25 protein-coding genes are annotated in these 21,145 nt (G+C 36.0%); 18 read left to right on the forward strand and 7 right to left on the reverse strand.

Features of this window, described 5'->3' with window-relative positions; all coding sequences use genetic code 11:
• The first annotated feature begins 216 nt into the window (after positions 1-216).
• Genes IHV11_RS07000 through IHV11_RS07010 form a run of 3 tightly spaced genes read left to right on the forward strand, consistent with a single transcriptional unit; the run spans position 217 to position 3,959 of the window.
• Positions 217-1,728 carry a spore germination protein gene (locus IHV11_RS07000; RefSeq protein ID WP_197194136.1) on the forward strand — a complete coding sequence of 504 codons (1,512 nt, stop codon included), beginning with the start codon at positions 217-219 and terminating at the stop codon, positions 1,726-1,728.
• 15 nt (positions 1,729-1,743) lie between these two features.
• Positions 1,744-2,853, forward strand: a complete 1,110-nt coding sequence (locus IHV11_RS07005; RefSeq protein WP_197194137.1) for a GerAB/ArcD/ProY family transporter — start codon at positions 1,744-1,746, stop codon at positions 2,851-2,853.
• Positions 2,850-3,959, forward strand: coding sequence for a Ger(x)C family spore germination protein (locus IHV11_RS07010; protein ID WP_197194138.1), 1,110 nt, complete (start codon positions 2,850-2,852; stop codon positions 3,957-3,959). The genes IHV11_RS07005 and IHV11_RS07010 overlap by 4 nt, the downstream gene beginning before the upstream one ends.
• Positions 3,960-4,033: 74 nt before the next feature.
• Here IHV11_RS07010 and IHV11_RS07015 read toward each other — a convergent pair whose 3' ends face one another.
• From IHV11_RS07015 to IHV11_RS07030, 4 genes are all read right to left on the reverse strand, one after another.
• A complete protein-coding gene (locus IHV11_RS07015; protein ID WP_197194139.1) occupies positions 4,034-4,981 on the reverse strand; it encodes a nucleoside hydrolase in 948 nt (315 codons plus the stop codon).
• Between the two features lie 181 nt (positions 4,982-5,162).
• Positions 5,163-5,597 carry a GNAT family N-acetyltransferase gene (locus tag IHV11_RS07020; RefSeq protein WP_197194140.1) on the reverse strand — a complete coding sequence of 145 codons (435 nt, stop codon included), beginning with the start codon at positions 5,595-5,597 and terminating at the stop codon, positions 5,163-5,165.
• A gap of 390 nt (positions 5,598-5,987) precedes the next feature.
• On the reverse strand, positions 5,988-6,251 hold the full coding sequence (locus tag IHV11_RS07025; RefSeq protein WP_197128120.1) for a hypothetical protein: 264 nt from the start codon (positions 6,249-6,251) through the stop codon (positions 5,988-5,990).
• 98 nt (positions 6,252-6,349) lie between these two features.
• Complete coding sequence (locus IHV11_RS07030; RefSeq protein WP_197194141.1) at positions 6,350-6,559, reverse strand: hypothetical protein; 210 nt, start codon at positions 6,557-6,559, stop codon at positions 6,350-6,352.
• Positions 6,560-6,726: 167 nt separating this feature from the next.
• Here IHV11_RS07030 and IHV11_RS07035 point away from each other — a divergent pair, with 167 nt between their 5' ends.
• Positions 6,727-7,263 carry a GNAT family N-acetyltransferase gene (locus IHV11_RS07035; RefSeq protein ID WP_197194142.1) on the forward strand — a complete coding sequence of 179 codons (537 nt, stop codon included), beginning with the start codon at positions 6,727-6,729 and terminating at the stop codon, positions 7,261-7,263.
• Between the two features lie 60 nt (positions 7,264-7,323).
• Here the strand turns inward: IHV11_RS07035 and IHV11_RS07040 are convergent, their stop codons facing one another.
• The 3 genes from IHV11_RS07040 to IHV11_RS07050 all read right to left on the reverse strand — a co-directional run bounded on the left by IHV11_RS07040 (position 7,324) and on the right by IHV11_RS07050 (position 9,828).
• Positions 7,324-8,172 carry a mechanosensitive ion channel family protein gene (locus tag IHV11_RS07040; protein WP_197194143.1) on the reverse strand — a complete coding sequence of 283 codons (849 nt, stop codon included), beginning with the start codon at positions 8,170-8,172 and terminating at the stop codon, positions 7,324-7,326.
• 265 nt (positions 8,173-8,437) lie between these two features.
• Positions 8,438-8,722: an AbrB/MazE/SpoVT family DNA-binding domain-containing protein gene (locus IHV11_RS07045; RefSeq protein ID WP_197128116.1), complete on the reverse strand. Its 285-nt coding sequence runs from the start codon at positions 8,720-8,722 to the stop codon at positions 8,438-8,440.
• Positions 8,723-8,928: 206 nt separating this feature from the next.
• Positions 8,929-9,828 (reverse strand): M23 family metallopeptidase, encoded by a 900-nt coding sequence (locus tag IHV11_RS07050; protein ID WP_197194144.1) that lies wholly within the window; start codon positions 9,826-9,828, stop codon positions 8,929-8,931.
• 143 nt (positions 9,829-9,971) lie between these two features.
• On the opposite strand from IHV11_RS07050, the gene IHV11_RS07055 reads away from it, so the two are divergent.
• The 14 genes from IHV11_RS07055 to IHV11_RS07115 all read left to right on the forward strand — a co-directional run bounded on the left by IHV11_RS07055 (position 9,972) and on the right by IHV11_RS07115 (position 21,117).
• Positions 9,972-10,442, forward strand: coding sequence for a DUF4188 domain-containing protein (locus IHV11_RS07055; RefSeq protein WP_370568666.1), 471 nt, complete (start codon positions 9,972-9,974; stop codon positions 10,440-10,442).
• Between the two features lie 141 nt (positions 10,443-10,583).
• Positions 10,584-10,718, forward strand: coding sequence for a hypothetical protein (locus tag IHV11_RS21360; RefSeq protein ID WP_255520076.1), 135 nt, complete (start codon positions 10,584-10,586; stop codon positions 10,716-10,718).
• Between the two features lie 29 nt (positions 10,719-10,747).
• Positions 10,748-11,506: a MerR family transcriptional regulator gene (locus IHV11_RS07060; RefSeq protein ID WP_197194146.1), complete on the forward strand. Its 759-nt coding sequence runs from the start codon at positions 10,748-10,750 to the stop codon at positions 11,504-11,506.
• 9 nt (positions 11,507-11,515) lie between these two features.
• The gene (locus IHV11_RS07065) at positions 11,516-12,175 is read left to right on the forward strand and encodes a GAP family protein (RefSeq protein ID WP_231620202.1); all 660 of its coding nucleotides are present in this window, start codon (positions 11,516-11,518) and stop codon (positions 12,173-12,175) included.
• 40 nt (positions 12,176-12,215) lie between these two features.
• Positions 12,216-12,911, forward strand: a complete 696-nt coding sequence (locus tag IHV11_RS07070; RefSeq protein ID WP_197194148.1) for an HAD family hydrolase — start codon at positions 12,216-12,218, stop codon at positions 12,909-12,911.
• A gap of 56 nt (positions 12,912-12,967) precedes the next feature.
• Positions 12,968-13,726, forward strand: coding sequence for a DUF695 domain-containing protein (locus IHV11_RS07075; protein ID WP_197194149.1), 759 nt, complete (start codon positions 12,968-12,970; stop codon positions 13,724-13,726).
• 33 nt (positions 13,727-13,759) lie between these two features.
• Complete coding sequence (locus IHV11_RS07080; protein WP_197194150.1) at positions 13,760-14,272, forward strand: DUF2199 domain-containing protein; 513 nt, start codon at positions 13,760-13,762, stop codon at positions 14,270-14,272.
• A gap of 177 nt (positions 14,273-14,449) precedes the next feature.
• The gene (locus tag IHV11_RS07085) at positions 14,450-15,139 is read left to right on the forward strand and encodes a response regulator transcription factor (RefSeq protein ID WP_197194151.1); all 690 of its coding nucleotides are present in this window, start codon (positions 14,450-14,452) and stop codon (positions 15,137-15,139) included.
• Positions 15,140-15,142: 3 nt separating this feature from the next.
• Positions 15,143-16,507: a sensor histidine kinase gene (locus tag IHV11_RS07090; RefSeq protein WP_197194152.1), complete on the forward strand. Its 1,365-nt coding sequence runs from the start codon at positions 15,143-15,145 to the stop codon at positions 16,505-16,507.
• A gap of 77 nt (positions 16,508-16,584) precedes the next feature.
• The gene (locus IHV11_RS07095; RefSeq protein ID WP_197194153.1) at positions 16,585-17,292 is read left to right on the forward strand and encodes a PepSY domain-containing protein; all 708 of its coding nucleotides are present in this window, start codon (positions 16,585-16,587) and stop codon (positions 17,290-17,292) included.
• 140 nt (positions 17,293-17,432) lie between these two features.
• Positions 17,433-18,014, forward strand: coding sequence for a PepSY domain-containing protein (locus IHV11_RS07100; RefSeq protein ID WP_197194154.1), 582 nt, complete (start codon positions 17,433-17,435; stop codon positions 18,012-18,014).
• Positions 18,015-18,317: 303 nt separating this feature from the next.
• The gene (locus IHV11_RS07105) at positions 18,318-19,097 is read left to right on the forward strand and encodes a TerC family protein (protein WP_197128107.1); all 780 of its coding nucleotides are present in this window, start codon (positions 18,318-18,320) and stop codon (positions 19,095-19,097) included.
• Between the two features lie 484 nt (positions 19,098-19,581).
• Positions 19,582-20,334, forward strand: a complete 753-nt coding sequence (locus IHV11_RS07110; RefSeq protein WP_197194155.1) for a class I SAM-dependent methyltransferase — start codon at positions 19,582-19,584, stop codon at positions 20,332-20,334.
• A 24-nt stretch (positions 20,335-20,358) separates the two neighbouring features.
• Entirely contained in the window at positions 20,359-21,117 is a 759-nt protein-coding gene (locus IHV11_RS07115) for a kanamycin nucleotidyltransferase C-terminal domain-containing protein (protein ID WP_197194156.1), read from the forward strand.
• The last annotated feature ends 28 nt before the right edge of the window (positions 21,118-21,145 follow it).

The raw sequence follows: 21,145 nt of genomic DNA on the forward strand, positions 1-21,145 counted from the left end.
TTGCTCTAGATAAGAAAACTTTTAAAAATGGGAGTATTGCTTTCTGCAATGCTTTTTTTATTTGTAGTTCATTATGTAACAAATTTGTAAAATCCTATTTCTCTTTAGTTTGTATGAGAAAAGAAGTAATGCTGAATAATATGTGCAGATTGATTTTCAATTTTTCTAAAGTATATTATAAACTTTTGTGTTGAAACTAATGGTCGAGGTGAGGTTATGTTTAGAAAAAGAGAGATCAAGAAGTTACTTCAAGAAAAACCATTTGTTGAGTCACAAGAAACGAATACTTCATCAGATATACCACTCGATTCTGTAGAGTTTCTAAAAATAATTCAACAAAAATTACATTATTCAGCAGATTTTAAAACGCTTAAAATTTCAAACCTGACCATTATCTATATCGATACTCAAGTAAATATAAAAGAACTTAATCAGAATATAATTGGACACTTAAAAAATGTACAGGTCTACACAGAAAAGAACGTAATAACGGAAATTGCAGTTTCAGAAATACAAAAGTCTTATAGTATGAAAAACGGAATGCTGTCGATACTCAAAGGTAGTGTGGGAATACATATTGATCAAACAAGCACATTATTGTTAATTAACATTCCTACAGATAATAATCGTTCTCTAAGTAAACCTGAAAATGAGTCACAGGTAGTAGGACCACAAATTGGATTTAACGAGTCATTAGCTACTAATATATCTCTAATCAGACGTTATATTACAACAACTGATCTTCATAATGAACGATTTGTAATAGGCGCTAGGACGAATACGGAAGTGTCGTTACTTTATATAGATGGCCTTGCTTCACAGGCTATGGTCACAAGGTTTAAGGAAAAAATAAAATCTATTGATGTGGATGGTTTATTAGATAGTGCGGTATTAAACCAGTTAATTAGTGATAATGCGTTATCCATCTTCCCTCAAATGTTATTAACTGAGAGACCAGACCGTATATGTGATGGATTACTTAATGGGAAGTTAGCTATCTTGGTAGAGGGAAGTACGATGGCAATTCTTTGTCCATTATCGTTTATAGAGTTTTTTGAAAGTAGAGAAGACTATAACGTAAGATGGCCAATCGCTAGTTTTATTAGGTTATTACGTATTATTGCAATGCTTTTATCCGTATTTTTTACAGCGCTATACGTTGCAGCTCTCTCCTTTCATTATGAAGTTATTCCACAAGCCCTTTTAGTACCATTAGGAGAATCCAGATCACGAGTACCATTTCCTCCATTATTTGAAGCGGTACTTCTTGAATTTATCATTGAACTATTACGTGAAGCAGGAGCCCGTTTACCCACGAAAGTTGGACAGACAATGGGTATCGTGGGAGGTATTGTTATTGGAACAGCAGCAGTCCAGGCTGGTTTTACGAGCAACATTTTGATTATTATCGTTGCCCTTAGTGCTTTGGCGTCTTTTACTACACCAAGTTATACGATGGGAAGCTTAATTCGAATTATTCGTTTTCCACTACTATTTCTTGCTGGTTTTTGGGGTTTTTATGGAATTATGTTTGGATTCTGTATTATTCTTATACATCTTTTAAGACTAACGACATTGGAAAGTCCGTACTTAGCACCGTTTTACCCGCCAAGATTCGCTGACTGGCTAGATAGTATTGTTCGTTTGCCTATCAAATTTACCTTTCGGCGGCCACAATTAGCAAGGCCACAAAACAGAAATAAGTATAACCCGGATAAAGTTAAATAGAAAGGAGTGCCTAGCATGGAAGTTATCCTTAAGATGAAGCCAAACCAATTGGTTAACGCGTTCCTAGTCTTCTTTATCATTCATACGACTCAGGTTGGTGTTGGCCTTCAAGGATTTCAACGTATCATCTATAGAGATGCCCAACAGGATGCTTGGATTTCCGTTCTTATTTCTGGGGTTGCGACGAGCCTTCTAGTCTTCATCATTATTAAGACCTTAGAGTTGTATGGTTCCACTGATCTTTATGGAATTCAACACGATGTATTTGGAATTCTGATCGGTAAAGTTTTGAACTGTTTTTACATTTTTTACTCACTTCTTAGCTTTTTTGTGGTCTTGCGAAACTATATTGAAGTTATTCAAGCATGGATTTTCCCAGAGCTTCCATTATGGTTTCTATCTATGTCCATGCTGATTCTCGTTACATATGGCATTAATTCTGGAGTTCGAGGCATAATCGGCATTTCCTTTTTTAGCGTTATTCTATCTCTATGGTTGTTGCTCTTTATTAGTTATCCGATAAAATTTGCGCGAATTGATCATTTGCTTCCAATGTTTGAAGCCGATCTTATCAGTTTGTTAAAAGGTGCATATAACATGACTTTTACAGTCCTAGGATATGAGATCCTTTATATAATCTATCCGTATTTAAAAGAAAAGAAGAAGGTTATGAAATTTGCACAGCTAGGCATCTTATTTACCACGTTCATCTATACAGCGTTAATGATTGTAGCCATTACTTATTTTAACGGAGTTCAGTTAGAGAAAACAGTATGGGCAACTTTGTCATTGTTTAAAATTGTGCGACTGCCTTTCATCGAACGGTTCGAATATGTAGCGATTACATTTTGGATGCTCATTATCCTGCCTAATCTGATCTTCTATATGTGGTCTGCTTGTCGTGGAATGGAGAGGGTATTCAAAGTTTCAATTAAGAGAAGCGTTTGGCTATTTTCTCTAATCGTTATTATCTCTGTACAGCTAATTATAACAAGAACACAAGTCAACCATCTAAATGATCTCTTTGCCAAGTGTGCTTTTTTCGTTGTGGCTTGCTACCCATTTATTTTGTTTTCCTTTGCTTGGCTAAAAAAGAAGGTTTTCAATAAGGGGATAGGAACATGAAGCGTCTTAAAATTTACATAATAATATTATGGATCTTCATACTCCTTACTGGATGTGCGGACCGCAAGATTTTAGAAGATATCGGATTAATTACTACAGTAGGCTATGATTTAGCAGGGAACAACAATATAAGGTCGACAATGGTTGTGTTACAGATCGATCCAGAAGCTGTAAGAAATATCGATGTTATTTCAAGTGAAGGTTTGACAAGTAAAGGCGGAAGGTTGAACGCGAACCTGAAAACATCTAAAGAATTACAATCTGGGCAGCTCCGTGTGGCTCTCTACAATGAAGAGATAGCAAAAAGAGGGATTAAACCATATGTTGACACACTTGCGAGAGACCCTTCCATCAGTGACCTTACCTACCTTGCCATCGTTGAAGGTTCAACTAAGGATTTATTGAAACATGAATACCATAACATTCCAGACGTAGGACAGCAGTTGTTTAATCAGATTGAACAGCTAACAGATAAAGAGCAGATTTCGAATTCTACTCTTCAAGAAGTGCAGCAAAGTTATTATTCAGATGGAATTGATCCAGTTTTGCCTATTTTAAAAAGAGATGGAGAGTTAATTCGCGTTACCGGAAATGCAATTATGAGGAACGACAAGATCGTCGGAAAGCTTTCTCCTGATGATAGTTTTTATGTGAAACTAATACGAGATCAGTATCATGCTGGCAGTATTGAGCTTTCGTTTGAAATGAAGGATGAAAACGGAAAAGAACAAAAAGTTACAACTGTCATTGATATGATCGTAAGCTCAAGAGATCTCAGCCTAAAAGATAAAAATATACCACAATTCGATCTGAAACTGAACATAAAAGCACGGTTGCTCGAGATTCAAGGTGATATCGATCTGACAATACCAAGAAACGTGAAACAACTTGAAAAAGCCTTAAACAATAAGATTAAGAAAGAGGCAAAAAAAGTTATTACATATTCTCAAAAACGTAACTCAGATATTTTTGGATTTGGCGAAGTATATAGAAGTTCTGTTCGTCACGCAGACTTATCAAAAGGGAAATGGCACGAAAAATACAAGAACATGACTTATACTATGAAGGTAGATTTTAGACTAGTTCGTACAGGTATTACTGAATAAATATTCTAGTGTGTGGAAAGGGAGGATGTTAACAGAAGTATGAGGACATCCTCATGTTCTACTCATTAACACCATTATCTCTTAGATGTCATAACTTGAATAAAATCTTCTACAAATGCTTGATAATTAAATGAGATGGCAATAAAGTCTGTAGCTTCAGTAGTTTCTTCTGTAGACCTTGGTCTGAAATCAGCCATACTTACTCCTTTTGTATTATCAAAATTGATTGAAACGGAAGCTTCCCGGTTAACATACCTAATTTGTTGTGGATTAACTAAAGCAAAAATAGTAAACACATCATGCAACGGACTACCGGAAAGGCTAGGGTCTAACTTTTTATATGCATCGTTATAATAATCAAATATAGGTTTTATTAAGTGAGAGAAAGAATTGAACGGTTGAGAGGTAATCTGAACGATATTCTCAGGTTTGATAATCGCATAGTTCGTAACATTCAATGGAGTGATATATACATTTCTTCCTTTGTCAAGGATTAAGTTGGCTGCGATCGCATCTCCATGAAAATTTGCTTCGGCTAATGATGTTACGTTCCCTGGAACTAAAAAGGCACCCCCCATACTATAGATGGCACGTACTTTACGTAATTGTTCTTCTCCTCCTAATAAGAAAGCAATGGCCAATGAGGTAGACCTTCCAACATCCACAATGAAAATATTATGAGCATAGTTATTTATAATCTTGAAGATTTCGTCAAAATTTACGACTTCTCTTTGAACGGTGTCTGGTGGGCGTATCGGTCCAAGACCTTCTTCACCGTGGATTTCCGGATAAAAGATTGCGATCTCACCACTAAGCGGACTTCTTGCACCAGCAATGATTGGAATATCCTCTCTACCAGCTAGCTGTAGAAGATAAGCAACATTTTGTATGGCTTGTTGTTGTGGTACATTTCCATAGCTCGAAACGATTCCTACAACATTTACTTTAGGATTTAACAGTGCGTACATAATCGCAAGAGAATCATCGATTCCTGGATCACAGAACAGTAAAACGTTATACATACTACCGCCCCTTTAAAATAATTCAGAAAGTTAACTTTATGAAAAAAACAAGCTACTCTGAAAGTATTCTGGAGCATGTACCTAAATGACTAAAAGAATCATCTTCAACTAAATTGTTGCAGGTAATAGGGGATGTAGGTAGGAATATCGTTTTAGGTTTTACTTATCACCGTTACAGCTACTAAGGGTTAAGTTCCTTGCGAAAATGAATGTCTGCCGCATTTGGAGTCGGTAGTCCTTCCCAACGAAACAGTTCTTCATAGCCATGTCGTTCATAGAAACCAGGTGCTTGAAATGTGAAGGAAGTAGTAAATACGTGTGTACAACCTCGTTCAAGAGCTTCTTGTTCAAAATCATGTAGCAATTTTGTGCCAAGACCGTCTTTTCTCACATCTTCACGGACCCATGTCATCGCGATACCAGCAGCTACGCCCCAAGTCCATCCACTCATACCGGCTGCAAGCTGACCATGACTATCTACAATTTGTACCGTCAACTCCCGAGCAGGAGAGATGCCAGCCGTAGCTGCAGCGTTCACTTTATCTAATTCATCAGAAAGTCGTTGATCTAACTCTGCATTACCTTCACCAACAATCACCTTAAAATTATCATTCATTTGTTCTCTCAACTCCTATAATTGATAGAAAATTCGAATTTTATGTACGTTAACAGTATATCAAATCAAGAATTACTTATATCTATAGAAAATGAATTTTTAGTGAGTCATTTCATAGGAGAGTGTAGCATACTAATGCCTATTTTATGTGACTTGTGCCATTTCAGGTGGTCAGCTCCAACGCCTAGGTGGTTAAGATTCATTTGCCGGTGAAGTTTTGTACAACGTAGGTGGTGGAGACGATTTTACAGGTGGTAACAACTCATTTATCGGCGAACGTGTAAGAATGATAAAAACACGTACCGTAAAAACTTCTATCTCAAAACAAAGCAAAACCCCCGAAACATAATGTCGGGGGTTCCATTCAGAAAGAGTAATGATACTTTGAAATTACTTCTTTTTGCTTTTTTTCTTACATTTTTTGTGTTTTTTATTGCAATCGCATTTAGTTGGAGAACCAGGATCGATTACTTCGTTGATTACTTTCTCCTCATACACGTCACGGCGAACATACTTAATGTGTTCACGTTTTACACGAATGATCGGATGAACGAAAGTAACTTCTTTCTCTGTATATGAATCCTCAATGATATAAACAGGATCACAACAGATTACTTTTTTCTTCTTTTTCTTACAATGCTTGTCTTTACCCAAGATAGCACCTCCTACATTTCATACTTTAGTAGATGCAGTTGAAGGGTAAAATGATCTAGACAAGTCACTATTTTACTTAAAATGTGTTAGAAATTTATTTAAACATCCCAAAAATCACTTAATTTCGCTGAGTCCTCTTTCTTTTTTACAATGCTTAGTACAATTCTCATCGTAGTACCGTCTGGTTTGTAGAGGGGGTCATTTAACAGTTTCTGCACTTGATAGGAAGGAAACTTACTAGCTTCTTGCAGCCATTGTAGATCTAGATTCTGTTTTAGTATCCACGTATTTAATTTTGTAGTCATCATTGTCTCTCCTATAGAGTCTTTATGTTTATAATAATTTATCATTACTTTAATTAAACTTCTACATATTTTGTACATGTGTTAAACATCGAAGCGTCTACTTCAAACTAAGAGGATTTATTTAAGCTAAGTTGAACGTAAATAAGGTAACTACCAAGCATGGGGGATACATGATGAAGAACATATATATTAAGCCTCTAACAATAATTAATCTACAATCTTTATTTGATATTGAAAGGAGGAACAAAGAATTTTTTCAACAATACGCACCAGAGCGGGATTCAGATTTTTATTCGTTAGATGGGCAAGAAAGACGCTTAAAAGAAATTAAGGAACGAAGAGAAAGCGGCGTTGGGTACTCTTTTGGAATTTTTCTTCATGAAACTCATGAACTAATCGGACAGATTGGTCTTTTCAAGATTGAAAGAGGACCTGCGCAAAAAGGAATGGTAGGTTATTCTCTTGATAAGGTTCATAACGGTAAAGGTTACATGACAGAAGCTCTTCCGCTTATAATAGACTTTGCGTTTAAAGAGCTTAAACTCCATCGTCTAGAAGCAGAAGTGATGCCTCACAATATCGGCTCAATCAAATTATTAATGAAAAACGGATTTCATAAAGAAGGAGTTTCTAAGAAAAATGTGAAGATTAATGGCAGGTGGGAAGATCATCAGGTACTTGCCATTATTAATGATGAGGATATATAAATTTAATAGGTATGAATGCAGGCAGCAATCCTTAAAGCCTGCATTCATTAAACTTTTTTCTTAATGAGATGCTTGGGAATCGGTGCGTTTATCCAATTCCATTTCACCGTTCTCGGCCATCGCCAACTGATTTACATATGCGGCAAGTGCTAATTCATACCTTACTCGCTTACTTGCATCCACAAAATAAGCTTCCTTTACGAGACCAGAAAGTGAATATCGGTGTCCTTTATAATCTACATTTAATTCGGTAATTTGGTTGAACTTAAAACCCTCAACGGGTTCACCGTTCAAATCCTTTAAGAGGTAATCACTATATTTCTCGTTGCACGTTCTTGCGACTTCTTCCATCACTTTAAAAGCCTCGTCAGGGTTTTGTCTATAGTTTAGAATAAGACTTTCGTTCACACGGCGCATGCCACGGTTTCCGTTCTGAAGTTCATTGATACTTCCGTAGGAAACGGTATAGACATAACCGTCGTATTGACGAATCTTGAGGTGACGCATGCTGATCTCTTCTATTTTCCCTTGTCTGTTGCCGTTGATGATGACATAATCGCCAAGGTTGATCTGTCTCTCAAACAGATAAGCAAGTCCCATAATATAATCACGGATAATATGCTGGAAGATCAATGCCAGGGCACCGGCTACAACGACCGAACCAGTAACGAGTCTAGTTAGATCATAGAAATGGCTTAGGACATAAATGAAGAAGAACACCAAACCGATGACTTTCAGAACTTGATCTGTAAAATGCATTAACGTTTCTTCACGGTTTTCATCTAGAAAACTCGTCTTGTCAAAGAAAAGCTGAACAGATTTCCGGATAAAATAAGCGGTTACTACAATTAAAACGGCTACAATTAAAATTTTCACAGGTAACTTGTTAAACAATTCTAAGTTAAACATTCTTTCAACTCCCACTCTTACACTATACCAATAGAATGCGGATAATAAGCAAAATTATTTTCCGTTGGTGAACGGATTTTAAAACTTAATGAGAGAAAGGTCAATCATTGAATAGTTGATATACAAAACTTCAAAAATGTTACTCACGGGTTAATTAGTATAATTTGTTTACAAAATAGTTCAAACTAAAAACGATTTCAATAATAGAAACCGTTTTGTATTCCTATGTACTTTTTACGATCCTATTTTAGCGATGTAGCTTTTACTATGCTGGTATTAAAACAAACTGTTCGGTTTCTTGTATCGCGATTAATTGATACGTATGGCTTTTTAATTCTTGTCTAATTTCAATCGGAATTGTAAGTCTTCCTTTGACTCCGATTATTGGAGTAAACCGTCTTGCATTTGTCTTATCAATGATAATTCTTCCGTCTTCAACATCTACGCCTACTTTTTCTCCAATTTGAAACTGAAATTCTTCTCGCCATACAACAGGGAGGTGAAAATATCCTTTCTTGTTGTCGTAAAATTTATTTAGTACAACTGACATCGTGTCACCCCTTAAATAAATTCCAAATTATGTATACTTATACTTATTTGTTTATTTTTATAAATGTTACCATAATATCTCTATAATGTTCAATATTAATTGATTATGAAGAAAGTGTATTGGTAATTGAAATGAGGAGCAATATTGCTTTTATAATGCAAAAAAGTGGATGTTTGAAAATCCATCCACTTCCTTATATCAAGAATCTATTTCTGTGTAGCAGAGTACCGTTGTATAGGGGTAACAAGATTTCCTTGTATCGGTTCATAATCACCATGAAACCGAATTCGAATAGATTTACCTTTGTTATGATCGCGTGAGTTCATGACCTGGAAATGAATATGAGCCTCAGAAGAGTTTCCGGAATTTCCGCATAATCCAAGCAATTGACCTTGTTTGATAACTTGATCTTCCTCAACTACGATTGAATACTGTTTAAAATGAGCAATCAGGCTATACTCATCGTTTGCATGTTGAATGATCACATAGTTCCCCTCAGGTTTAGAAGCATTCGTTTTCTCTGGAATATTATCATCGATAGAGTTTACTACTTTTACAACTCTTCCTTCAAGTGGAGCAATTACTTCTTTATTAAACGCGTAAAAATTATCATTGGATGTTGGTGCGTCTTTAAAAGATTGTCCATCTTTAACAATGACGAGATCGTAAGCATAGCGTTGTTCTTCAACCTCATAGTGATAATTGATAAATTGGTTAGCACCTCCCCAAAAAACAAACCATTCTTCATTTATTGGCATCATGTAAGTGTTTTTAGTTAGTTCGTCGTCCGTTTCAGGGAAGGTGATAAATGGTGCAAGTAGAATACCATGGATGATATTTTCTTCATCAAAAACAACACTGATCGCTTTTTCTCTTTCGTTGTCTACCCATAAAAAGTGCCTTAGATGATTGGTAAGAAGTGTATTGTTTTCAAGAGTGTAGTATTGGACATCTAAATTAAACGAAGACGATAAATCAATAAATTGTTCTAACGTAACCATTTCTTTGAAGTTCCTTAAAGTTTGTTCATAGATCGTTTGGAAATCGCCTTTTAAAAAGCTAGCCCCAAATGTTTCACCCGTAATGCTTGAAGGTGTATTCTTCATATTTGCCACTCATCCTTTTCATAATATGTGGTCAATCCTTTACTTTCCGGTACAAAAAATCCACTTTAATTGTATGAATTTATTCTAACATTAGATTCCATTTAATGTTAATTTAAAGTAAATGGATTATAAAGGGGATAAAGATTGTGGCAATAATTCATAAGGGTAGACATGTGGCAGTAGTGGAAGGAGACTTTGTCGTTTTTGTAATAGGTATGCGAGTGAATAAGTTGCTTTCATTTTCTAAGTGGATACCTGTATTTAAAGCAATGGGACCGATGATAAGAGAATTGTATCAAAACCCAGAGATCGGCTTCCTACATACAGAATTTCATTTTAGTTGGAGAAGAGTAACACTCATTCAATATTGGAGAAGCTTTGATCAACTCGAAGCTTATGCACATAGTAAAACGCACTTAGTAGCATGGAAAGAATTCAACAAGAAAATTGGTAACGATGGCAGTGTTGGCATATTCCACGAAAGCTATAAAATTGTAAATCGTGGGGCTGAAGCCATCTATAACAATATGCCAAGCATTGGACTCGGAAAAGCTTATTCATTAGCTGCTGTAACGAAAGAGAGTCAATCTGCAAGAGAGAGAATGAACGTTTAGTGTTAGTCGATCTATCCTCAGTTGATAGATCTTTTTTAATTTCTCCACACATTATGAAATAAATGCTGATTAGCACTTGAAACTGACGTAACGTCATTTTGTATACTAATAGATAACGACTTACATTAAAAGGATGATGAGATGAAACGTGAAGATGTTGTTATCTATGGATGTGTCATTATCGGAGCTGGAGTTGGTTTAATTATAGATCAAGCGTTTGCTGGTGTTCTCATTGGTTTAGGAGCAGGTTACTTGCTGAACACTTTTATAAAATAACAATAGATCTTGAGAGGTAGGTTTATCAATTGCTGCACATTCATAAGGTAAGTGAGATGACAGGGGTCACAGTCAGAACTCTGCGGCACTACGATCAGATAGGATTATTACATTCAACATCCAAAACGGAAGGCGGACATCGTCTATATAGCAATGGTGATTTAAAGAAGTTGCAACAGATTCAATTCATGAAAAAGATTGGATTTCGTTTGAACGAGATTAAGAACATGCTGAATTCGAGTGACTGGGATTGGTCAGATAGCCTAAGAAATCAACTTTCTTATATAAAACAAGAGCAAGAAAACTTAAACAAAATGGAGAGTGCGCTACGGGAATTAATACATGGCATGGCAATTGAAGGTGAGAATAATGAGATTGCCATACAAAAGGTCATGCAATTAGCCAATAGCAATAAAGAACTTCAGCAGAAATATAGAAAATCATTGTTTAAAGAAAGAGAATTAAAGCTTTGGGATAAGGTTCCAAACATGACTAGCGACAACGCAGATTCTTTAGAATGGATTGCTCTTATTGGGCAGTTAAAACGGTTTGTACATACAGACCCAAGTTCTCCTAAGGTTCAAAACATTATAAGAAGAATGGAAGAAAAGAGACTAGAAGCATTTGATGGTGAAAAGGAATTCATAGATAAATTATGGGAAATGAGGATGTCAGAAACAGAATCAGAAAAACTGGGGTTATATCCCATTGATCAAGATCTACTTCAATTTATGAACTCCGCTTATGAAATATTTATAACGAAAAAGTCTGAGGCTCATTCTGAATAGAGGAGGAATTTGGTGACTGTAGATCTACTTCTTTTAATTGGTGGGTTAGCTGTATTAGATATGCTAAGTCCTGCGACAATAGGGGTTACGGTATATCTCCTATTAAACGAGAAAGAGAAACGAACATCCCGTATTTTCTTCTACCTAGTAACCGTTGCTGGTTTTTATTTTTTAGTCGGTGTTTCACTCATGTTAGGAATATCAACTTTGCTTGAAAGTGTCTCTAACATTTTTCAAAATCAAACCATAAGCTGGATTATCTTTCTCATTGGGGTAATTTTGTTTATTGCTAGTTTTTATGTTCCCCCAAAGAAAAATGCGGATCTGCCTACTCCAAAGTCTAAACGTTTGATTTCTATCATAATCCTTGGGTTGTCAACTTCACTTATTGAAGTAGGAACCGCTTTTCCTTACTTTGCAGCGATCAGTATTTTATCTACTACTAATCTTTCAAGTATGGAATGGGTTTCTATATTAGCTGGATACAATTTAATCATGGTATTGCCACCGCTCTTGTTGTATTTCATTTATCTTTTGTTTGGTAGATGGATGGATAAACCTTTAAAAAATCTACGTGAAAGCCTGGTTAAGAATTCTGGTTCAGCTCTTTCATGGATCATGTGTATCGTTGGAATCATACTGATTTTTAATAGTTTGGATTATTTATAAACAATGTGAAAAAATGATTCTAGGGGAGTGTCTGCTACAAATGATAAAAGCTGCTATGTTTGATTTAGATGGTACACTATTAGATCGTGATGAGTCTGTGAAACTATTTATTGAAGAACAATACAACAGATTTCCGCAGCTAAAAGGTTATGTAACGAAGGACATGTATGTTAAACGATTTATAGAATTAGATAACCGAGGATATGTTTGGAAAGATAAAGTATATCAGCAGATCGTTTATGAATTTTCATTACCTGAACCTTCGTGGGAAGATCTTCTTTCTGATTACATAAATGAATTTAAGAACCACTGCCTTCCATTTCCTCATCTTATTGAAATGTTAGAGGATTTAAAACGTAATAACTTCAAGCTGGGAATTATTTCAAACGGATTTGGACAATTTCAGATTGATAATATAAATGCGTTAGGAATCAAAGAATATTTTGAGGTGATATTAATATCTGAATGGGAAGGGATAAAGAAACCAGATCCTCGAATTTTTAATGTAGCCTTAAAGCAACTACAAGTATCTCCTAATGAGGCTATTTTTGTAGGTGATCATCCTGAGAATGATGTAAAAGCTGCGCAAGATGTTGGGATGAAAGGGATTTGGAAGAGAGATGCTCATTGGGAAGATGTTGAAGCAGATTATATAGTGGATGGTTTGTTGGAAATTCCTTTAGTTATTCAGGAATGTAATAGATTAGGTGAATACCAGATTTCATCAGGAAAATAGAACTATAGATAGAAATATTAGCCCTTCGTATACTTAAGAAAAGGAGGAGTCATCACATGTCTGATAACTGGAATTTTTATATCGATGAATTGGATGGGAATCTTGCTTCATTTGTTGTTGATTTGGATGTAACTGAAGAAATTAATATTAAGAAATACAATTGGTTGTTTACAGTAAAACTTACTATTAAGTCCCCTACTGAGTTAGGTTTCCCTGAAGAATTAGAAGATGAATTACTTGGTGAGCTTGAATACGATTTGATGGAAAAATTGTATGATAAAGATATCATTCAAGTTGGACGATTAACTACGAATGGAACACGAGAATTCTTCTATTACGCTAAAAAAGAAAAACAGATCAAAATTATAGATAAACTGACATTCGCTATTTTTGATAATAATAAATACGAAACGGAAATCTCAAGTATAGAAGAAGAGGAACCGTGGTCATTTTATTACGAATTCCTTTATCCAAATGAATTTCATCTTCAACAGATGAGTAACCGTGATTTAGTGGAATTGCTTGAGCAAGAAAATGACGATCTAGAACGACTCAGAGAGATTCAGCATTGGATTGAGTTTCGTACATTAAAAGATTTAAAAGCATTTGAACAAGACATTATTAAAGAAGGATTTAAAACGGAGGATTTCGAACAAGAAAAGAATGAAGAAGGAACATTTAACATCAAAATCTCTCGAGAAGACGGTGTAGATTACGACTTGATCGATTGTGTAACAAATCTAATTATCGAAATATCTCAGAAACATAATGGTGAATATGACGGGTGGGAATCTCCTGTTGTTCTTAAAAAGTAAGATCTTAAGTTATCTTAATTGAGGAGCAATCTGATGACAGATTTAGTTAGCGGATACCAATGCACATGTTGTGGAAAATATCATGATGAACTTCCCTTAAATTATGGAATTAAAGCACCTGTATATTATGAAGAAGCTACAATAAAAGAGAGAAAAAAGCATTTTGAACTTACTAATGATTTTTGTGTAATGGACGGTGAACATTTCTTCATAAGAGGTTGTATTGAGATTCCCATTATTGGATCTACTGAACTCTTTGTATGGGGTGTATGGGTGTCACTTAGTAAAGAAAACTTTGAACGTACTTTAGAGCAATGGGATGACCCAAATAGTAAAGAACTGGATCCGATGTTTGGGTGGTTATCTACACATCTTCCCATGTATCCTGAAACGGTAAATTTAAAAACGAATGTACATACCCGCTCACAAAATATGCGACCTTTTATTGAGCTCGAGCCTACTGATCACCCGTTATCGATTGAGCAAGTACAAGGAATTACAATGGATCGGGTTAAAGAAATTGCTCAATTTCTTTGCGAACTATGAAAGTAAGTCTATAGAGAAGTTTATGTAAGAGATCTGATAAATTTATTCATTGGGTCTCTTTTTTTTTTTGGAACTCGTCGATTCATTACGTTCCATATAAAAGGGAATCATTCGTGGACTTACTACAAACTTCCTTTATAATAATGCTAACAAGCTTCTTTCTTGGGAGGAACAACGATGAGCGCTGAAAAAATTCTGATTGTTGAAGATGAGAAAAAGATAGCAAGAATCATTCAACTTGAACTAGAACACGAAGGATACGAAACCGAAACAGCTACGACGGGCATGGAAGGATTAGAAAAGTTTAAATCTGGTAAGTGGGATCTAATCCTACTTGATGTTATGCTGCCTGAGCTAAGTGGTTTGGAGGTTCTTAGAAGAATCAGAGCGACAGGGAGTCATATTCCAATCATTTTATTAACGGCCAGAGATGCCTTGCCAGATAAAGTGAGTGGACTTGATCTTGGGGCAAACGATTATGTGACTAAACCATTTGAAATTGAAGAACTGTTAGCTAGAATCCGTGCATTTCTTCGCATGAATCAACACTACACAGAAGATCAAGAAAGCGAAATGTTTGAGCTAGGTGAACTGACCGTTGATTTAAAAACAAGGGACGTTAAGCGTGATTCTTCCTTAATTGAGTTAACACCAAGGGAGTTTGATCTTCTTGTTTTCTTGATGCGAAATAAAAACCAGGTGTTGAACCGTGACCAGATCTTATCTAAGGTATGGGGTTATGATTATTATGGCGATACCAATGTTGTAGATGTTTACATACGTTATCTGCGAAAGAAGATTGATTCTACTTTCTCGCACCCCTATATTCATACGATTCGTGGAGTAGGCTACACGATGAAGGAGTAACCCATGAACATAAAAAATCGGATAACCTTGTTTTCAACGGTATGGCTTTTAATCATTCTACTTATCACTAATAGTGGCATTTATCTATTGTTTCAAAAGAATCTATATGATAATGCTTTAGAAGGTTCAGAGACAAGAATGGAGAGCTTAACGGAAGCGGTTAAAACGTCTTCTGAGGCAAAAATGAACATGACACAGCTTTTGCGTGCCTACCTTCCTGCAGATTCAATGATTCGAATTATAACTGGTGATAACCGTGTAACTGCTACTTCATCAAGAATTACTGATGACGATAAGGTTCAGGAAATCAAACCGATCTATAGATCTAATCAATACAGTGATGTTAAGAAGTTAGATGGAATGGTATTTACGGTTTCTCAACACCCGGTTATTTGGACGGACGGGGAGGTTGTTTCTTTACAGTTGATCGAAAGAGAAACATCCATTCCAAACACAATGCAGATTTTAAGAATCGTTTTAATCCTAGCTTCATTACTCATTTTAATTCCCTCTTACATAGGAGGGCGATTCTTGAGCCGGTTGATCTTAGTACCGATCAGCAACTTAACGCGAACAATGGAAGAAAACCAGAAGCGTGGGACGTATAAGCGGATCACGATCAATAAGAAATCGAATGATGAACTGAATAAGATGGCAAGAACCTTTAACCATATGATGGACCTTCTTGAAAACAACTACAAAAAGCAAGAACAGTTCGTATCTGATGCTTCACATGAACTGAGAACGCCGCTTACTGTAATTGAAAGCTATGCGAAAATGCTGAAGCGCTGGGGAGGAAGTCGGCCAGAAATTTTAGAAGAAGCTGTAGAAGCGATTCACTCAGAATCCATTCGGATGAAAGAGTTAACCCAGCAGATGCTAATTCTTGCAAGGGATGAATCGCAAGTGGATCTGAAACTTGAACAAACCGATTTGGTTGAAATGGCTAAAAATGCAACTAAGAATATGAACAAGGCGTACGAACGTGAAATACATGTTCAATCCAACATAAATGAAATCCATATAGAGTGTGATTCATTAAAACTTAAGCAAGTTCTTATCATCCTTTTAGATAACGCCATTAAGTATAGCTCGAAGTCAATTGAAGTGGAGTTAACCAAACAAGGAAACTCTGTCAGTATCTCCGTAACAGACTATGGAATCGGCATTCCTAAAGAAAATCTCGAAAAAGTCTATGATCGATTCTTTCGAGTAGATCAAGCTAGGAGCCGTGATACAGGTGGAGCAGGGCTAGGACTTTCCATCGCGAAACAAATCGTTTCTGCTCACCAAGGGAAGCTTCATCTGGTGAGTGAAGAAGGAAAGGGAACAACGGTTACAATGGAGATTCCTGTGAAACAGAGTTAATTCTCATCACTTTCTCATCTGATTCTTATGGAGCTTTCATTCTTACATGAGAAAATTCATGTAAAGGGGGAATACGTATGAACAAAAAAACAGCTATGATTTCTGGAATAATAGTCGTTATTCTCCTTCTTGTCTTCGGAACAAGAGAGTGGGTGAACGGAAACCAAGGTAGTACATTAGAAAAAGAGAAAATGAACCAAATCGTAAGCGCAAAATATCCAGGAGAGATTCTATCTACAGAATTAACGAATAGAGAAGATACACGGCAATACAAAACAGTGTTGAAAAGTGAACAAGGTGTATATGTGATCTGGTCTGATGCGGTTTCTGGAGAAATTCTCGACATGAATCGAACCGAAGATGAAGAATCTCCAGGAAAACGTATTACAAAGGATGAAGCAGAAAAAATAGCTGCCAACCACGGTGAAGTGATGTCTGCTGAATTTAATGAAGAAAACAAAGTCTATCTTGTTTCTGTCCAGAATGAAGGGAAAACATATCGTTTAGAAATTAACGGGAACACTGGGGATATCAAGAGTAAAAACGAGGTTGAATCTGGAGATGAACCGGCTGAGCCGAACACAAAAATAACAGAAGAAGATGCCAAACAAATCGCCATAAAAGAAGTAAAAGGGACCATCACAGATATTGAGTTAGATGATGAAGACGGTGTGATCGTTTATGAAGTTGAGATTGAAACGAAAACGAAAGAAGCACAAGTAATCATAAATGCGTTTTCGGGTGAGGTAAACTCTGTAACGATGGAAACAAAAGATAATGACTAAGAATGCTCTAATCTAGAGCGTTCTTATTTTTTTGAGAAAAACACCAGCTTTTCTCATCGTTTTCTAATCTTCTCTTCTCTTTGTTCTCATTTTACCTGTCTATTATATGGTTATAGTTAAAAACAAGGAGGAAACAACAAATGAAAAAACTAACAAAAATTATTGCAGGTACAGTATTAGTCGGTGGTATTGGAGTAGGAACATATATTTATGTAGAAAACACACCTAGCGCGTTTGCTGCTAAGAATGTAATTTCAGAGAAACAAGCAAAAGAAATCGCTTTAGAAAAAACAAAGGGCGGAACAATTGCAGAGATGGAACTTGATCGAGATGGTCTAAAAGACAAGTATGAGATTGAGGTTCATAACGGAGACAAGGAATACGATCTTGATATTGCGGCTGAAACCGGTAAGATCTCTAAAATTGAAGAAGGTATGAAAGATCAAGATGACAACGACGATGATGGTGATGACGATAACAATAGTGGTGATGACAATGATAGCTCGGATCGCGATGATCAGATAGATCCTGCAAAAATTAAAATCACTTCTGAACAAGCGCAGTCCATTGCACTGAAGAAAGTATCAGGAACTATAAAAGAAATGAGTCTTGATGATGATTATGTTTACGAGTTTGAGATTCAAAAAGACGGTAAGGATGTAGACGTTAACGTAGATGCTGTAACAGGTGAAGCTGTCGTTGATAAGAATGATAACAATTAATCACCATAGTAAACGAGGTTGCCTAGTTTAGGCACCTCGTTTTTTGAGTATTTGAGCAAATCCTCTCTGTTTTTCAGTGGAAAGACCCATGAGGAAAAAACAAGATAAACCCTTTAAATATCTAACTTTGTTAAGTTTTAAATTCGCTTAAATAAGGTAAAAATCTAAAAAATAATATATAATCTTGTAAGTATAGAGTTGTTCCTAGTAGTGCAAGTATATTCTCGAAGAGTATCTTGCGACTAAAATGGTCATTCTATGGATATTACATATTATTTGTATGATTTGAAAGGAGATTCATGGATGGATTCAATTTGGTTAGAGTACGGCTGGGCATTATTGATATTAATTGGACTAGAAGGTTTGTTATCTGCTGACAATGCCCTTGTACTAGCGGTTATCGCAAAACATTTACCTGAGGATGAGAAGAAACGGGCCATTAGTTATGGGATTCTTATGGCGTTCGTTTTCAGATTTGGTGCACTTTTTGCCATTTCATTCATCGCGAACGTTTGGCAGATACAGGCGATCGGAGCAGCTTATCTTTTATACCTCGGATTAAAGCATGTAATACAAGCTAAATTCGGTAAAGAGAATGAGAAGATCCAAGAAGAAGTAGAAGAAGAAGCAAAAGGAAAAGGTTTCTGGCCAACAGTTGGTAAGATCGCTATCGCTGATTTGGCGTTTGCAATCGATTCAATTCTAGCAGCCGTTGCATTGGCACTAGGACTTCCAGATTCACCTCTTGGCGACTTCGGTGGTATGGATGGTGGACAATTCATAGTTGTTGTTCTCGGAGGAATTGCGGGTCTGATCTTAATTAAGTATGCAGCAACTTGGTTTGTTCAGTTACTAGATCAACGACCAGCTTTAGAAACAACAGCTTATGCGATCGTTGCATGGGTAGGTGTAAAACTTGCGGTCATTACACTTGCTCATAATGATATTGGAGTATTAGATCACGATTTTCCACATAGTACGGTTTGGACGATTATCTTCTATGGTGTGTTAGTGGGTATTGCAGTAATCGGATGGTTTGCACCTGCGAAAAAGTCCGGTAACGTAACTGATTCTTCAAATTAATAAGGTTCAATGTGGTGTACCATTTTATATGTGTACACTGTTTTTTTATCTTAATCAAACATATTTCAGTCAAAGTGCATTCATAGAAGGAATGCACTTTTTTATATGGAAATTATAGTGTTGTAAAAATAGAAATGGTATTTGATTTAGGGGTGTAGAGAAAATGAGTTTAATTGCAAGTAATGTATTCTTAATTATTTCTGTTTTATCAATGGTGATGTGTTTTTATTTTACCTTGTCCTATTTTTATTATTTGAAATTAAATAATCATCGCACCATCAGGCAAACAAAATTTGCAGCAGTTATATGCTTCGCGCTTGGTTTTGTATTCCCAACCGTGATTTTATGGAGTTAAAAACAACCTAAAAATTGCGGGGAGATTAAATCAGCTGGTGCTAGATGTTCAATACAATGATTAACCATCAGCTACTACTAAAGAAACGATGAATAATCGAAAAAACACACATTAAAGGAAGTGGAACTTTTGGAAGCAACTGAAATTTTAAAAATGAATAAACAAAGGTGGGAGGTATCAGCCGAACGCTTTTTTGGTAGAACGGCACTTCCAGAATACGGACCTTTTGCTTTTAATGAAGAGCAACTAAAGTTATTTGGCTCAATAAAAGGTAAGAAGGTGTTGGATATAGGGTGTGGTAGTGGCCATTCACTGCAATATATGGGTAGAGAAGGTGCCAAAGAATTATGGGGACTAGATATGTGTACGAAGCAGATTGAGACAGCTAGAAACCTTTTACACGATCAACAAGTAGAGGTTACATTGATAGAATCACCTATGGAGGAGAACCTGGGATTACCAAGCAATTATTTCGATATTGTTTATTCGATCTATGCTTTGGGCGGGACAACAAAATTAAGTCTTACGTTCGCAAATATTTATAATTATCTTAAACCAGGCGGCGTTTTAATTTTCAGCTGGGAACATCCTCTTCATGATCGATTAAAATACGAAGAGGAACAGTCTACGTTCATATTTAACAAATCTTATGTGAATGAAGGCCCGGAATATAATGAAGGTTGGCAGAATTTAGCTGTCATTCATCATAGAAAATTAAGCACCTACATAAATGCTTTAATCGAAGCAGGTTTTATGATAGAAAAAGTAATAGATGATGTTTACTTACCTGAAGAGCCCTCGGAGAATCCGTCCAGATGGTATTCCACTCAAAAAGCAAACCTTGTTCCAGCCACATTTATTATAAAAGCGTCAAAAAAGTAAAAAGCATTTCAAAGGAGTTCACCAATGACTAGATGGAAACCTCAAGAATTTACTACAGAGAATAGAATACATGTTGCAAATGAGATCTTTGAAACGCTATTAAGAAAGTATGGAGAACGTTTGATTTCTGTCGCGGTTGAAGGATCAACAGCTAAGGGAACCGATCGTCCCCAGTCTGACTTGGAGTTACGAGTGGTAGTAAAGGGCAAAGAAAGTGAATGGTACCCTTTCTTTTATAAAGGAATGTTCGTCGGTATTAGTTTTAATACGGTTGAGAAAATTCATTCTAAAGCCAGAAGCATAGACTATGAATGGTGCGTTAAAGGTGATGTATTGTTCACGTGTAAAATCATTTATGATTCGACAAATCTATATGATTCGCTAAAAAAATTAGCTGTGGAAACTGAGTTGCATACAAATTTCAATGTTTTAATGAAAGATGCTCTTGCGGATATGTATGAACATGTATATAAAGTCTTTACTTTAAAGGATACAGACATTATCATTGCAGCACACGAGGCACGCCAAATCGCCTATTGGGCAACCATGTTGGTTGGATTAAAAAACAATCACAAATTCTTATCGAGCAGATCCATGTACGAAGAATCATTTAAACTGCCTAGTTTGCCGAACCATTATGAAATGAACATTAAAGAAGTATTATCCTTACATACAGATGTACAAAAACTAAAAAGCTTTGTTGGTGACTTATGGAGCTCTACAGCTGAATGGGCAGAAATGCATGGTATAAGCCTTAAAGAGGATCGTTTATCATTCTTATAAATGACTGCTTTTTTAATATGTTTAACGC

It is taken from the genome of Fictibacillus sp. 26RED30, from assembly GCF_015903845.1.
GTDB classification, from domain to species: Bacteria; Bacillota; Bacilli; order Bacillales; family Fictibacillaceae; genus Fictibacillus; species Fictibacillus phosphorivorans.

Bases quoted from the DNA above. Each gene is read 5' to 3' on its own strand.
- IHV11_RS07000 (WP_197194136.1), top strand. From the start codon at position 217: ATGTTTAGAAAAAGAGAGATCAAGAAGTTACTTCAAGAAAAACCATTT.
- IHV11_RS07005 (WP_197194137.1), top strand. From the start codon at position 1,744: ATGGAAGTTATCCTTAAGATGAAGCCAAACCAATTGGTTAACGCGTTC.
- IHV11_RS07010 (WP_197194138.1), top strand. From the start codon at position 2,850: ATGAAGCGTCTTAAAATTTACATAATAATATTATGGATCTTCATACTC.
- IHV11_RS07015 (WP_197194139.1), bottom strand. From the start codon at position 4,981: ATGTATAACGTTTTACTGTTCTGTGATCCAGGAATCGATGATTCTCTT.
- IHV11_RS07020 (WP_197194140.1), bottom strand. From the start codon at position 5,597: ATGAATGATAATTTTAAGGTGATTGTTGGTGAAGGTAATGCAGAGTTA.
- IHV11_RS07030 (WP_197194141.1), bottom strand. From the start codon at position 6,559: ATGATGACTACAAAATTAAATACGTGGATACTAAAACAGAATCTAGAT.
- IHV11_RS07035 (WP_197194142.1), top strand. From the start codon at position 6,727: ATGATGAAGAACATATATATTAAGCCTCTAACAATAATTAATCTACAA.
- IHV11_RS07040 (WP_197194143.1), bottom strand. From the start codon at position 8,172: ATGTTTAACTTAGAATTGTTTAACAAGTTACCTGTGAAAATTTTAATT.
- IHV11_RS07045 (WP_197128116.1), bottom strand. From the start codon at position 8,722: ATGTCAGTTGTACTAAATAAATTTTACGACAACAAGAAAGGATATTTT.
- IHV11_RS07050 (WP_197194144.1), bottom strand. From the start codon at position 9,828: ATGAAGAATACACCTTCAAGCATTACGGGTGAAACATTTGGGGCTAGC.
- IHV11_RS21360 (WP_255520076.1), top strand. From the start codon at position 10,584: ATGAAACGTGAAGATGTTGTTATCTATGGATGTGTCATTATCGGAGCT.
- IHV11_RS07070 (WP_197194148.1), top strand. From the start codon at position 12,216: ATGATAAAAGCTGCTATGTTTGATTTAGATGGTACACTATTAGATCGT.
- IHV11_RS07075 (WP_197194149.1), top strand. From the start codon at position 12,968: ATGTCTGATAACTGGAATTTTTATATCGATGAATTGGATGGGAATCTT.
- IHV11_RS07080 (WP_197194150.1), top strand. From the start codon at position 13,760: ATGACAGATTTAGTTAGCGGATACCAATGCACATGTTGTGGAAAATAT.
- IHV11_RS07085 (WP_197194151.1), top strand. From the start codon at position 14,450: ATGAGCGCTGAAAAAATTCTGATTGTTGAAGATGAGAAAAAGATAGCA.
- IHV11_RS07090 (WP_197194152.1), top strand. From the start codon at position 15,143: ATGAACATAAAAAATCGGATAACCTTGTTTTCAACGGTATGGCTTTTA.
- IHV11_RS07095 (WP_197194153.1), top strand. From the start codon at position 16,585: ATGAACAAAAAAACAGCTATGATTTCTGGAATAATAGTCGTTATTCTC.
- IHV11_RS07100 (WP_197194154.1), top strand. From the start codon at position 17,433: ATGAAAAAACTAACAAAAATTATTGCAGGTACAGTATTAGTCGGTGGT.
- IHV11_RS07105 (WP_197128107.1), top strand. From the start codon at position 18,318: ATGGATTCAATTTGGTTAGAGTACGGCTGGGCATTATTGATATTAATT.
- IHV11_RS07115 (WP_197194156.1), top strand. From the start codon at position 20,359: ATGACTAGATGGAAACCTCAAGAATTTACTACAGAGAATAGAATACAT.